The 12,616-nt window shown below is 65.3% G+C and carries 10 protein-coding genes; 3 read left to right on the top strand and 7 right to left on the bottom strand.

What is annotated here, in order from left to right; genetic code table 11:
* Positions 1-18: 18 nt before the first annotated feature.
* The gene (locus tag IEI94_RS04385) at positions 19-321 is read left to right on the top strand and encodes an HlyU family transcriptional regulator (protein ID WP_191165948.1); all 303 of its coding nucleotides are present in this window, start codon (positions 19-21) and stop codon (positions 319-321) included.
* A 138-nt stretch (positions 322-459) separates the two neighbouring features.
* Positions 460-1,593, top strand: coding sequence for a DUF294 nucleotidyltransferase-like domain-containing protein (locus tag IEI94_RS04390; protein ID WP_191165950.1), 1,134 nt, complete (start codon positions 460-462; stop codon positions 1,591-1,593).
* Here IEI94_RS04390 and IEI94_RS04395 read toward each other — a convergent pair.
* The 6 genes from IEI94_RS04395 to IEI94_RS04420 all read right to left on the bottom strand — a co-directional run bounded on the left by IEI94_RS04395 (position 1,590) and on the right by IEI94_RS04420 (position 10,594).
* Positions 1,590-3,584 (bottom strand): methyl-accepting chemotaxis protein, encoded by a 1,995-nt coding sequence (locus IEI94_RS04395; RefSeq protein ID WP_191165952.1) that lies wholly within the window; start codon positions 3,582-3,584, stop codon positions 1,590-1,592. The two genes, IEI94_RS04390 and IEI94_RS04395, sit on opposite strands and share 4 nt — an antisense overlap.
* A 240-nt stretch (positions 3,585-3,824) precedes the next feature.
* A complete protein-coding gene (locus IEI94_RS04400; RefSeq protein WP_191165954.1) occupies positions 3,825-5,048 on the bottom strand; it encodes an EAL and HDOD domain-containing protein in 1,224 nt (407 codons plus the stop codon).
* Positions 5,049-5,140: 92 nt separating this feature from the next.
* Entirely contained in the window at positions 5,141-7,876 is a 2,736-nt protein-coding gene (locus IEI94_RS04405; RefSeq protein ID WP_191165955.1) for an ATP-binding protein, read from the bottom strand.
* Positions 7,873-8,139 (bottom strand): hypothetical protein, encoded by a 267-nt coding sequence (locus IEI94_RS04410; protein WP_318153356.1) that lies wholly within the window; start codon positions 8,137-8,139, stop codon positions 7,873-7,875. Before IEI94_RS04410 ends, IEI94_RS04405 begins: the two co-directional genes overlap by 4 nt.
* Positions 8,136-10,223, bottom strand: a complete 2,088-nt coding sequence (locus IEI94_RS04415; RefSeq protein WP_191165957.1) for a 3'-5' exonuclease — start codon at positions 10,221-10,223, stop codon at positions 8,136-8,138. The genes IEI94_RS04410 and IEI94_RS04415 overlap by 4 nt, the downstream gene beginning before the upstream one ends.
* Positions 10,223-10,594 (bottom strand): response regulator transcription factor, encoded by a 372-nt coding sequence (locus IEI94_RS04420; protein ID WP_191165959.1) that lies wholly within the window; start codon positions 10,592-10,594, stop codon positions 10,223-10,225. Before IEI94_RS04420 ends, IEI94_RS04415 begins: the two co-directional genes overlap by 1 nt.
* Before the next feature lie 127 nt (positions 10,595-10,721).
* Between IEI94_RS04420 and IEI94_RS04425 the strand changes: the two genes are divergently transcribed.
* The gene (locus IEI94_RS04425; protein ID WP_191165961.1) at positions 10,722-11,402 is read left to right on the top strand and encodes a glutathione S-transferase family protein; all 681 of its coding nucleotides are present in this window, start codon (positions 10,722-10,724) and stop codon (positions 11,400-11,402) included.
* Positions 11,403-11,417: 15 nt separating this feature from the next.
* On the opposite strand, the gene IEI94_RS04430 is transcribed toward IEI94_RS04425, so the two are convergent.
* A complete protein-coding gene (locus IEI94_RS04430; protein ID WP_191165963.1) occupies positions 11,418-12,476 on the bottom strand; it encodes a phytoene/squalene synthase family protein in 1,059 nt (352 codons plus the stop codon).
* Positions 12,477-12,616: the final 140 nt, after the last annotated feature.

Below are 12,616 nucleotides of genomic sequence, written 5' to 3' on the forward strand. Positions count from 1 at the left end.
GCGGGCGAGGAGGTAACGATGCTCAAGAAATTGTTTTCCGGGCTGCTCGGCGGTGGTGGCAACAAGGCCGCTGCCGAAGCCGATCCGGTCGAGTACAAGGGCTACCTGATCATTTCCGATCCCCAGGATCGCGACGGCCAGTATCGTGTCAGCGGCTGGATCCGCAAGCCCCTCTCAGGTGAAGGGGCAGACGGCGAGACGCTGGAGCATCGTTTCGAGCGCTCCGACGTGGTCTCAGGTCGCGACGCCTGCGATGAGCTGATGGTCAGCAAGGCGCAGCGCTTTATCGATGATCTGGGTGACGCCATCTTCGACAAGTAGTCTCCTTACCTTCCAGCAGGACTGCGCGGCGCCCCCAGGGGCGCCGCATGCGTTTGTGGCAGCGCCTATGCGCCCTTTGGCCAAGCGCGCTGCCATCGTGCGTGGCGCTACACTGGGGGCACCACCAAGGAGCCTGTCATGCGCCTGTTGCATCGAGCCTCGCCTTGGCGCGCGCTGTTTGTCGGCGATGCGCTACCCGATCCCTCCCACTGGCCGCCCATGCTGGCCCCGTTGGCCGATGCAATCGCTGCGCTGGGGGCCGCGCCGAGCCTCGCCGATGCCAAGGCCTGGCAGCCACGTCTGGTCGAGGCGCTGCAGCGTCTCGATCTGCCCGCCTGGCGGATCAGCCAGCTGCTCAGCGACCATAACGACTGGCTCTATCGCCAGGCCGTTGAACGCAGTCTGAACGCCATGCAGGCTGCGGGGTGGGGCGAGCCACCGGCAGGGTTCTGCGTGCTCACGCTGGGCTCCGGTGCCCGCCATGAGAGTCTGCTCGGGCCGGATCAGGACAACGCCATGATCGTCGACGACTATCCGGACGATGCGCATACCGAGATCGATGGGTATTTTCAGGCCCTTGGCGAGCGCATGACCGATGCGCTAGACGATGCCGGTATTCCGCTGTGCAGCGGCCATGTCATGGCGCGCTGGCCGATGTGGCGCAAGCGCCTCGGTGAGTGGGGGCGTCAGTTGGAAATCTGGACCTCGGAGCGTCGCGTCAAGCGCGTGCAGCAGGCCAATATTCTGCTCGATTTTCACGCCGTTCACGGTGATCCGGCACTCGCCGAATCGCTGCGCGAGCTGGTGGCGGCACTGGTGCCGCGTGCGGCGCTGTTCCTCGATGAAATGGCCAGCCTGCTGGACGAGACGCCGGTGGCACTCGACCGCCTCGGGCGTCTGGCCGGCGACGGTGACGGCGCCCCCCATGAACGCGCCATCAATCTAAAACGCCAAGGTCTGCTGCCGCTTAGCGGAGCCGTGCGGTTGCTGGCAATGCGCCAGGGCTGCCGGGCACCGGACACCCGCGGTCGGCTGAGAGAGCTGGTGATGGCGGGGGGGCTGGATGCTCAGCGTGCCGCTGCGTTGGGCGATGCGCTGGGGCGTCTGCAAGGGCTGGTGCTCGATGCACAGCTGGCGAGTCTGGCCGCCGGCCGTGCCGCCGACGGCTGGGTCGATACGGCACGACTCGACGCCTCACAGCGCCTGCTGCTGCGCCAGGATATGCAGGATATTCGGCGCTTGATCAGGCTGGCCCAGTCGCCTGGCCGCTAGAAAGTCTCCCACTCGGTTTCACGATCTGCCGACGTCCGAGTGCTGGGGCGGGGAAGCTCCTTGGAGGCCGCTGGGTTGGAGGCGCGGCCGACATGCTGTGCAGTGTGACGATTTGTCGGAGCAGCCAGCGGCACCCGGCTGTCGTCACCCAGCACGAACTCGGCCATCAGGGTATCCAGTCGCTGGGCGTTATCGCGCATGCCGCCGGCCAGGGTGGCGTTCTGACTGACCATGGCAGCATTCTGCTGGGTCATGGTATCCATCTCGGCCACGGCAGTGTTGATCTGGTCGATCCCCGAAGTCTGCTCGCGGGCGCCGGCAGCGATCTCGGCGATCACATCGGAGACCTGAGTGATGCTGTGGCGAATCTCCTGCATGCGCTCGGCCGCGTCCTTGGCGATTCCGCTACCCTCCTGAGTATGATTGACCGAGGCGTCGATCAGCTTGCGAATGTCGCGAGCGGCATCCGCCGAGCGGCTGGCCAGCGTGCGTACCTCACCGGCGACCACGGCGAAGCCGCGCCCTTGCTCCCCTGCACGGGCGGCCTCTACCGAAGCGTTGAGCGCCAGAATATTGGTCTGGAAAGCAATCGAGTCGATCAACCCGATGATCTCGCTGATTCGCTTGGCGGAGTCGCTGATCGCCGCCATCTTGGTCTCCATCTGGTCCATGGCGGTGGTGCCGCGCTGGGTGGCGCTAGCCGCTTCGCCGGCCAGGCCATTGGCCTGTTCCGAGGCCTGCGAGGTATGCGCCACGGTGGAGTGGATCTCCTCCATGGAGGCCGACGTCTGCTGCAGATTGGCAGCCGCCTGCTCGGTGCGCGATGACAGTTCGTGGGTGCCATCGGCGATGTCGCTGGCGCCGGACAGCACCGTCTGCGCGTTGCCACGGACTTCGCGCAGGGTTGACTGCATGCGCTCGACGAAGGCGTTGAACTGCACCGCTAGTTCACCGACTTCATCGTGGCTGCGGACCTCTAGACGTCTTGTCAGGTCGCCCTTGCCGGCGGCAATGTCCGCCATCGCAGCTGCCGTATGCTTGATCGGTGCCAGCGCGCGCCGGGCGGCGACGGCGACGATCACCAGTAGCACCGCGAGGGTGAGGACACCGGCAATCAGCAGTGTGCGCAGCAGTTGCGTAGTCACGGCGGTGAAGGTGGTTGCCGGCACGTTGACGCCGGCTACCCAGGGCGTGCCATCGATGGGGTGCCACATGACCGCGTTGTGATCGCCATCCGGCAGACCTACCTGCCCCATGCCAGCCTCGCCCGCCAGCATGGTTTGGCCCAGCGTATCCATACCGGCGTAGCCATGCTGGTCGGCCTGGGCGAGATTGAGCGTCATGCGTGCATCTTCCTCGGGGTGGGCCACCACGGTGCCTTCGCTGTCAATCATCCAGCCGTAGCTGCCATCGCCGACGTCGATCGCCGAGGTGATCTCCGATACCGCGGCCATCGATAGAGTAATGCCGAGCAGGCCGACGCGGTTGCCGGCATCGTCGAAGATCGTTTCGGCGATGATGGCGGTGGGCTCGCCGCTAATCAGAGAGATGACAGGATCCGCGAGCAGACGGTCCTGAGTGCCCTGTGTGACCAGTGTCTGGAAGTAGTCGCGCTCGGTGATATCGGTCGTGGCTCCGGTGTGGGTGACGGTGTCGCCGCTGGCGTCGGCAAAGTAGAACGACTCGATAGTGGCATCGCCGGGATGGCGGCTTTCCAGCCATTCGAGATGCTCGCCGACGGGGACATCCGTCTGTAGCCGTTCGTCCTGGGCCAGGGCAGTGAGCCAGCTGCGGTAGCCTTCGATCCAGCGCGCGATTTCATCGGCGCGCGCTTCGATCTGGCGTGTGCCGGCATTTTCGACCAGCGTGGGTACGGTGCGATTGAGCTGCTGCTGGACAATCGTGCCAAGCACGATGCTGGCCAAGAGTAGCGGGATAGCGGTTGCAGCGAGGAGTTTCTGGGTCAGGGATAAGCGTGCCAGCCAGGCCATGGTGGTCTCCGGTTATTATATCTGTATTTACTTAGTTTCCCTGTACTGATAGTAAGTTGTTGTCATGCCAGGGCTGACAGGGGTATCGGCTGCGGGCAGAGGATCTTGACCCGAAATAGGCAATTGCTGCGTTCGCAGCGGCGAGGTGGGCTCTCCAGCGAGGTGCCGTGCTCGTCAGTCCGCCAGGTTATCCGCGCGAGCCGGGGCTGGCTGGGCAGCTCCGCAGCAGAGGGCCTCGTTTCATTGGCAGGCAGATAGCGTTGCCAACAACTCGAACGCATCTTGGTGTGCCTGCTGGTAGAGGTCGAAAAGTCGCGGATACTCACTCCCCGATGACCACTGACGCATGGCGACGCACTGCTCGGTGACTTCGATGCGCTGCAGTACCTTGCCATAGGCACCTTCGTGGCGGAGCGTGGCTGCCATGGTGGCTGAATCGAGTCCCAGGCTGGTTAAAAATTCTTCACCGGGAATGCCGAGTAGCAGCTCGGCGGAGGAGAGCAGCCCGATGAAGTAGGCGTCCTGGCCGTTCAAGCCCTCCTCTCTGGCCAACAGCTCGCAGGCTTTGGCGCGGGTCAGCGCCAGCTCGGCATGTGCTGAGCTGGCGTTGCTCAGCAGGCCAAACAGTGCCGCCCAGCTGGAGAGCTGCTGGAGGCCGATTCTGGCCACGACATCGCGCAGTGAGCTAATGGGGGCCTGATGACTGAAGTAGGCGCTGTTGGCGATACGAGTCAATTTGATGGCGAGCTCAGGGTCGGCCTGAATCAGCGCGATGACGGCATCAATGTTTGGCTCGTGGTGACAGAGGGTCTGGAGCAACTGCGTGGCATATAGGGTGGCGGCCGGCAGTTTCTTGCCATACACGGGGATCGGTCGTGCGTAGTAGTAGCCTTGGAAGAGGTCAAAGCCCATTTTCCGATAGGTGTCGCGCTCCTCACGCGTCTCCACGCGTTCGGCGACCCACCGGAGGTCCAAGTGAGCAAGCCGCTGTATGTGGCGTGCTGCTTGCGACGCTTCGATCGAGGAGATATCGACCTTGATATAGGACGACAGGGCAAGCAGAGGGGCCCACTCCGGGGCGAAGTCAAAATCGTCCAGGGCGAAGCGAAATCCCTGTTTGCGCAGGCGCCAAACGGCGTCGATCAAAGGCTGGCTTGGCGTGACGCGCTCGACGAGCTCGATCACCACCTGGTCGGGAGATACGGGCAGGAAGTGCTGCGACAGCAGGAGTCCCGTGGAGACATTGATAAAGGCGGGTGCCTTGGAATAACTGATGCGTTGCGTAATGGCGGTATTGAGGTGGTAGATGAGCTCGGCGGTTGCGACTTCATCGCCAACGTCAAGCGCTCCTAGTCCAGAGTCGCTACGGTAGAGTAGCTCGACACCATGAACGTCATCGTGGATATCAAAGATCGGCTGCGATGCTAGCAGCAGAGAATCTGCGCTATCTCTTCCCTGGGACATTCCATTGGCCTCAAATTAGCACACCAAACGATATATCGACTCCTGCGGCATCTTCTTGAGTCACGCTCGACAAGGGGGCCGATATGGGGCGGCTAGGGATCTTCTCGAGGCGCTTCAGGGAGCTCCATCACCAGGCAGGCGCCACCCAGGGTGGGGGCGTCCTCGACCCACAGGCGGCCGCCAAGGTGGGCGACGATGCCGCGACTGATGGGCAGGCCCAGACCGCTGCCGCGGGGACGACCGCGGGCCTTGCCGCTATCGTGCTGCTGCTTGATCTGATGGAATTTCTCGAAGACCCGTTCACGCTCGTCTTCGCTGATACCGGGGCCGTTGTCTTCCACTGCCAGGCGCCACTGCTGCTTGTGATGCCATAGGTGCAGGCGAACCAGCGGTGTATGGTCATCGGCGAACTTGCTGGCGTTGTCGAGCAGGTTGATGATCACCTGTTCAAGGCGGTCCGGATCACCGACTACCCAGGCCTCGTCGGCGTCGAGGTCGACGCTCAGCGTTACGCCACGCTCCTCCTGCACGCGCTGCACCGCGGCCACGCTCTGGTGGGCCAGAGCGGCGAGATCCAGCGGCTGGGGGTTAAGGGTCAGGCGCCCGCTCTCGAGCCGCGCCAGGTCGAGAATCTCCTCGATCAGCCGCGACAGGCGCTGGCTCTCGAGTACCATAACATCGAGAAAGTGGGCACGTTTTTCGTCGGGCAGCGACTGGCCGTCGCGCAGGATTTCGGCGAAGGCGCGAATCGAGGTCAGCGGCGTACGCAGCTCGTGGCTGACCATGGCGACGAACTCATCCTTGAGCCGATCGAGCTCACGCAGCCGCTCGTTGGCGGCGCGCAGTTCCTCGCCGATACGCGCCAGCTCCGCGGACTTCTGCTCCAGACGGCGGTTGTACTCCAGGGTCTGGGAGGTGGTGTCGAGGATGCTCAGCACCGCCTCCAGGTCGAGCGCCTCGCCGCGTACCACCGAGTTGATCAGCACCCGTGCCGAGGCGCTGCCCAGCGCCCCGGTCAGCGCCTGTTCGGCGCTGGCAATCACCTCCGGGGGCACCGCCTGCTGGTCGCCGTCGTCGCGTTGGCCGGCAAACACCCGAGTCGCGGCGCCGGCACCCAGGTAGCGGGCCAGCAGGGCTTCGAGTTCGCCGCGGGTGGTCTGACCCTGCCACAGGCTGGCATAGCTCACCACGGAATCCAGTGCGCCGGTGAACAGCGCGGCCTGGGTCTGCTCGAGACGACTCTGCCGCGTAAACAGTGACACTCCCACCAGCACCCCGACGTTGGCCAGTAGGCTCCACAGCAGCGAGTGGCTGTAGATATCGGCATTCTCGAGGCCGAACAGAGCGTAAGGGCGCAGCCAGGCGATGCCCAGCGGGCCGGCCTCGACGAAGCTCGGGTCGAGCCAGCCGGACTGGGCGAAGCCGGGCAGCAGCAGGGTGTAGACCCACACCAGGAAGCCCGCCATCAGGCCGCCGGTGGCGCCGAGCCGGGTGGCACCGCGCCAGTAGAGACCGATCAGCAGCGCCGGGGCGAACTGGCAGGCGGCGGCGAACGATACCAGGCCGATGGTCACCAGACTGTAGGAGTCGCCGACCAGCGCATGGTAGAGGTAGCCGAGCAGCAGGATCACGACGATGGCGACGCGACGTATGCCCAGCAGCCAGCCGGTGAGTTCGCCCCGCGAGCCGAGATGAAAGCGCGATGAGCGCAACAGCAGCGGCATGACCAGGTGATTGCTGACCATGGTCGAGAGCGCAATGGTCTCGACGATGACCATGCCGGTGGCCGCCGAGAGGCCGCCGATAAAGACCAGCAGCGGCAGCCCCTCGAGCCCCGCCGAGAGCGGCAGGGTAAGCACGAAGCTGTCGGGATCGCTGGCGCCGTTGCCGAGCAGCATGCCGGCCATGGCGATGGGGATCACGAACAGGTTGATGGCCAGCAGATAGAGCGGAAACAGCCAGCTGGCGCGCTTGAGATGGCGCTCGTCGACGTTCTCCACCACCAGTACCTGGAACTGCCGCGGCAGGGTCAGGAAGGCCAGAAAGGCCAGCACCAGGGTGCCGACCCAGCCCAGCGCCCCACCGGGCACGGCGTCGAGGCTCAGCGCATTGACCAGCGCCGGATGTTCGGCGGTGCGCGCGAAGAGGTCGGCGGGGCCGTGGAACAGCACGAAGACGGTAAAGATCCCCACCGCCAGAAACGCTACCAGCTTGACCAGTGATTCGAAGGCGATGGCGGCGACCATGCCCTCGTGGCGCTCGCTGGCATCCAGATGGCGGGTACCGAACAGGATGATGAAAACCGCCAGCACCAGCGCCACCCAGAACGACTTGTCGACCCAGAAGCTCTCCTCGGCCAGGCGCAGCTCCGGCGGCGCCGGGTAGTTGACCAGCACCGCGTGACTCAAGGTGATGGCCTTGAGCTGCAGGGCGATATAGGGGGTGATGCCGATCAGCGCGATCAGCGTGACCAAAGCGCCGAGACTGCCGCTCTTGCCGTAGCGGGCGCTGATGAAGTCGGCGATGGAGGTGATGCGCTGGGCGCGGGCGATGCGCACCATCTTGCGAATCAGAAAGGGCGCGGCGAGCATCGCCAGGGTCGGGCCCAGGTAGATGAGCAGAAAGCTGGGGCCGTGCTCGGCGGCGCGACCGACGCTGCCGTAGAAGGTCCAGGCGGTGCAGTAGACGGCAATCGACAGCGCATAGATGGTTGGCGAGCCGATCAGCGAACGGCCCTGCTCGGCGCGCCGATCGCCCCAGGCGGCGATCACGAACAGCAGCGCCAGGTAGCCGAAGGCCACCGTCAGTACCAGTGGATCGGTTCTCACCGAGCGCCTCGCGGCGGTTCGTCGCTGGGCGGCGCTTCGCTACTCTCATCGTCGTCGCTGCGGCTGGCCGGCTCGTGACGATACTCGAGCAGCCAGGCGGCCAGTGCGATCACCAGCGCCCAGGCGACGAACAGATAGAGCGCCAGCCACGACAGGCCGTTTGCGGCAGGGCGGTCGGCGATCAGGATCAGCGGCGGGGTGAACAGCAGCAGCGCCACGCCGATCAGCGCGATCAGCCGCTCGCCGAGGCGCGGTGTCTTCATGCGCTGGCATCCTCACGGTCGAAGGCGCCGGCCTGCAGGGTCAGCGCGTCCTGGAGGGTAATCACGCCACGCGCCTCCAGGCGCGGCAGCAGAGCCAACCACAGCTCGGCCGTCAGGCGGGCATCGCCGAGGGCGGTATGCCGGGCACCCTCGGGTACGCTGAGGGCGAAGCGGCTGGCGAGACTGTCGAGATCATGGCCGTCGAGGCCGGGGTCCAGGGCCCGAGACAGCAGCAGGGTATCCAGCACCGGAAGCTGGAAGTCGACCCCGGCCCCAGGGGGCTGGATCGCCAACAGGTCGAAGGCGGCGTTGTGGGCCAGCAGCACCGCTTCGCCGACGTAGCGGCGAAAGCGCGGCAGTACTACGTGCAGGGGCGGCGCGCCGGCCACGTCGGCATCGCGCAGGCCGTGGATCACGGTGCTGGCCGGAGGGATCGGGCGCCCTGGGTCGACGCGCACATCGAAGGTGTCGTCGGCCAGCAGGCGAGTGTTGACCACCCGACAGGCGCCGAGGCTGATCACCGTATCGCCGCGGCGTAGCTCGAGCCCGGTGGTTTCGGTATCGAAGGCGACGATCTCCAGCGCGCGCAGCGAGCAGGCCGCCAGTTCGGCATCCGGTGGCGGCAGGTCGGCGATGCCGAAGTCGTGGAATTCGGGACGCGGCGACTTTTGCGCGGCGGGGGCGCCGACTCGCTCGACGGCGGGGAGTGGCAGGCGCAGCCGGGCGTGCTCGCCGTCGGCGTCGGCCAGGCTCCAGGCATCGCTGCCGTGCTGCTGCAGTAGCTCACCGATGCTGGGCGCCAGTGGCAGGCTCTCGAGGCGCTGGGCATGCCATTCGGCGAGGGTGCGCTGAGGCAGTGGTGAACCGCGCCAGATCAGATCGAGGTACACGCGTTTGTTGCCCAGGCACATCTCGACTTCGAGGGCGTGGTGTCCGGTCGTGTGATGCAGCCGCTCGAGCAGCGCCTCGAGCAGCGGCAGCAGTGCCGGGGCGTCGCCCTTGAACCACGCCGGCATGCCGATCGGGGTGACGCGGGGCAGGGCGGGCAGATGGTCGAGACGCTCGTTGAGGGACTGCCAGAGATCGTTGGACCACAGCGGTACCAGGCGCTCACCCTGCTGCTGGAGGTCGTCGATGCGCTGGCCGAGACGCTCGAGTTCGGCGGTCAGCGCCCGGCTCTCCTCATCGATGGCGGAGGTGATGCGCGCACGCAGCGGATGGCTGTCGGTCGCCCCCTGGTCGGCATCGAGTCGCGCCAGGGTTTCGGCGGCGCTGGCCAGGCCGGCGCCGTGGCGGCGCAGTGCCGGCAGCAGTTCGCCGAGGGCGGCGCGGGTGTGGCTTTCGTCGGTGAGACTGGCGGTGGTGTCGGTGAGGGTGATCAGGGTCTCGCCCTGGCTCTGTGGGACGCGCTTGAGCAGGCAGCGCAGCCAGCGCTCGTCACAGGGCAGCAACAGCTCCCGGGGGGCTCCATCGTCGGGTAGCCGAGCCATGGCATCCTGCAGGCTGGCGACGCCGATCAAACCCTCCAGGCGCTTGCCGAGGCCCAGCCCCGGGTGACCGTCGAACAGGGTTTCGGCGGCGTGATTGAAGAGCAGGATACGGCGGTGCTGGTCGCACAGCAGCAGCGGCGTCTCCAGCACCTGCAGCAGGGATTCGAGCTCGAGACGAATGCGTGCCGCGCCGCGAGCGCCGTCGGTGTGGGCGGTGGCCAGCTGTTGGCGATCCTGGCGCCAGCCTTCACGCAGGCGCGCCAGATCAGGGCCGAGCCCGCGCAGCCAGCCCTCCGGGGGGTAGTCATCGCGGGCGTCAGGGTTGGCCGCCAGGCGAGCCATCTGTACCTGCAGATGACGTAGTGGGGTGAACAGGCGGCGTTCGAGCACCAGTCCCAGCAGCATGATCAGCACCCCGCCGCCCAGGCTGCCGACCCACAGTGCGGCGCGCTGCAGGCCGACAGGGGCCAGCTCGGCGTCCAGCCACAGTGCCAGCAGGGCGCCGCTGAAGAAGGCCAGCCCGCTGACCAGCAGCCAGACGCCGATCAGCCGCTGGCGGCGAGGCAGGTGGCCCCGAACGTGGCGCGGTGCCATCAGCCCGCCTCGCCAAGCAGGCCCTGTACCTTGTCGACCAGCGCCTGGGTGGAGAACGGCTTGGTGATATAGTCGTCGGCGCCTAGGGCAAGCCCCTTTTCCCGCTCTACCTCACGCCCGTGGGCGGTCAGCATGATGATCGGCAGCTCGGCATGGGCGGGGTCGGCGCGCAGTTGCTCGAGGACGTCGAAGCCGCTGATGCCGGGCAGGCTGATATCCAGCAGGATCAGATCCGGGGCGCCTTCGGCGACACTCGTCAGGGCGCTCTCGCCATCTTCGGCAGTGGCGACGTCGAACCCCGCCTGCTGCATCAGAAATTCCAATGACAGGACGATATTGGGTTCATCGTCCACCACCAGTACCTTGGCCATGGCGGCTCTCCCTCTGCGATGGCGTGTCTATTGCCTGCAGTCTAGTGGCGCGCGGTGGGGAGGGGAAAGACGACCTTGGCAGGAGGTGCTAGGGTGAAGCTCCCACTCCATCGACACGGAGCGCACGATGATCAAGGTTCACCATCTGGAAAATTCCCGCTCGCAGCGGGTCGTCTGGCTGCTCGAGGAGCTCGGCGCCGAGTATGAGATCGTCACCTATCGTCGTGATCCCAAGACCATGTTGGCGCCGGCATCGCTCAAGCAGGTGCATCCGTTGGGCAAGTCACCGGTCATCACCGACGAGGCCTACGACGGCCGCGTCATCGCCGAATCAGGGGCGATCATCGAGTACCTGCTGGCGCGCTTCGACGATGGCAGTCTGTCACCCACCGCGGGTAGCGACGAGTCACTGCGCTATCGCTTCTGGCTGCATCACGCCGAAGGCTCGGCAATGCCGCCGCTGGTCATGAGCCTGGTCTTCTCGATGCTCGGCAAGCCGCCGGTACCGGCCCTGATCCGGCCGATCGGCAAGCTGCTGGGGCAGGGCGTACAAAAGAAGTTTCTTGATCCGCAGATCAAGGATTTGCTGGCGCTGTGGGAGGCCGAGCTTGTGCGCTCGACCTGGTTTGCCGGTGAGGCGTTCAGTGCTGCGGATATCCAGATGAGCTTCCCGCTGTTGGCGGCCGACATGCGTCGCGGTCTCGATGACTACCCGGCACTCCAGAGCGCTCTGGCGCGTATCCGGGAGCGCCCCGCCTACCAGCGCACGGTGGCGCAGATTGGCGAGTTTTCGTCACCGGGGCGCTGACGCGTCGACGCCGCTTTATACACGCCCTTTATGGCCGGCCCGTAGAGGGCCGATCTGCTGATCCTCAACGCTGGGTAGTCGATAGCGGCTCAGCCGAAAAACACCGCGAAGCAGCGTATCGTTGCCCACCGAGACGTTGTTCGTCGCGACGATCATGCGTAGGCGTCGCCGCGAGATCTTGACCTGCTCGCTGGCCGTGTAGCCTGGATTATTGGCAATCTTGCGCAGCGTCGAGAGCGCCATGCCGATCGACCAGCTGCAGAATCGTCGAATACCGACCTCAGAGGTCGGAATGCGCAGCGTGTAGTCTTGCGCCAAGCGCAGATGGTGGTGGGCGACAGCGACCAGAAAGCGGATGCCGTCGCGATAACCGGGATGGTCCTGCCAGTGTTGTATCCGCCTCAGGTCGACGCCCCGTGCTTCGAAGACGTCACGCGGAAGCCAGCAGATGCTGCGCTGGCGATCATCCCACACGTCTTTCAGAATATTGGTCAGCTGCAGCCCCTGGCCGAAGGCCAATGACAGCCGCCGCAGCTCTTCCCGTTGATCGTGGATATGCGGATTGATGCCGGCGAACAGCTGGGTCAGCATTTCGCCAACGCAGCCGGCAGCCACGTAACAGTAATCGCGCAGGCAGGCACTGTCTTCGAGACCATGCGGGTTCTTCAGACGCTCGAAATCCGCCATGCCGTGACACATGGTGGTCACGCAGTCGCGCAATGCCGCCTGTTGAGCGACCGGCAGTTCGCCGAAGGCGCGCAGCACGCCGGGTGTCTGAACGATGAGTTCTCGTTCCAGCGGGTCCTCTACCAGTCCTGTACCGAGCAGTGCCTTGGAGAACTCTCGAGCGGCCTTGGCATCACCCAGCCCTATCAGCAGGCGCCGGTAGTGAGCGTCTTTCTCGTCGGGCGCCATGGCGGTGCTATCTTCCACCGTGTCGGCAATACGACACAGGAGATAGGCATTGGTGATCGCTGGGCGAAGGGGGGACGGTAGCTGTGGAATGGTCAGGGCGAACGTCCGCGAGACACCGGGCAGCAGATGGCTCTGTAGGGCGAGCGAGGCAGGCCTCATAGCAGCGTCATCTCCGATGTCGGGAGCAGGTCTGTTTCCTGCTCAAGCCAGATCATAGTGAATGCATCCGATCTCTCGGGATTGACGTGAAAAGGACCATGGGCGATAAACAGGATGCATTCTTTTACTAATGTTGGGGC

It is taken from the genome of Halomonas sp. ML-15, assembly GCF_014779595.1.
Taxonomy (GTDB): domain Bacteria; phylum Pseudomonadota; class Gammaproteobacteria; order Pseudomonadales; family Halomonadaceae; genus Franzmannia.

What these genes read in the sequence shown, in the direction of transcription:
- IEI94_RS04385 (WP_191165948.1), top strand. Translation starts at nt 19, where the DNA reads ATGCTCAAGAAATTGTTTTCCGGGCTGCTCGGCGGTGGTGGCAACAAG.
- IEI94_RS04415 (WP_191165957.1), bottom strand. Translation starts at nt 10,223, where the DNA reads ATGGCACCGCGCCACGTTCGGGGCCACCTGCCTCGCCGCCAGCGGCTG.
- IEI94_RS04425 (WP_191165961.1), top strand. Translation starts at nt 10,722, where the DNA reads ATGATCAAGGTTCACCATCTGGAAAATTCCCGCTCGCAGCGGGTCGTC.
- IEI94_RS04410 (WP_318153356.1), bottom strand. Translation starts at nt 8,139, where the DNA reads ATGAAGACACCGCGCCTCGGCGAGCGGCTGATCGCGCTGATCGGCGTG.
- IEI94_RS04395 (WP_191165952.1), bottom strand. Translation starts at nt 3,584, where the DNA reads ATGGCCTGGCTGGCACGCTTATCCCTGACCCAGAAACTCCTCGCTGCA.
- IEI94_RS04390 (WP_191165950.1), top strand. Translation starts at nt 460, where the DNA reads ATGCGCCTGTTGCATCGAGCCTCGCCTTGGCGCGCGCTGTTTGTCGGC.
- IEI94_RS04430 (WP_191165963.1), bottom strand. Translation starts at nt 12,476, where the DNA reads ATGAGGCCTGCCTCGCTCGCCCTACAGAGCCATCTGCTGCCCGGTGTC.
- IEI94_RS04420 (WP_191165959.1), bottom strand. Translation starts at nt 10,594, where the DNA reads ATGGCCAAGGTACTGGTGGTGGACGATGAACCCAATATCGTCCTGTCA.
- IEI94_RS04400 (WP_191165954.1), bottom strand. Translation starts at nt 5,048, where the DNA reads ATGTCCCAGGGAAGAGATAGCGCAGATTCTCTGCTGCTAGCATCGCAG.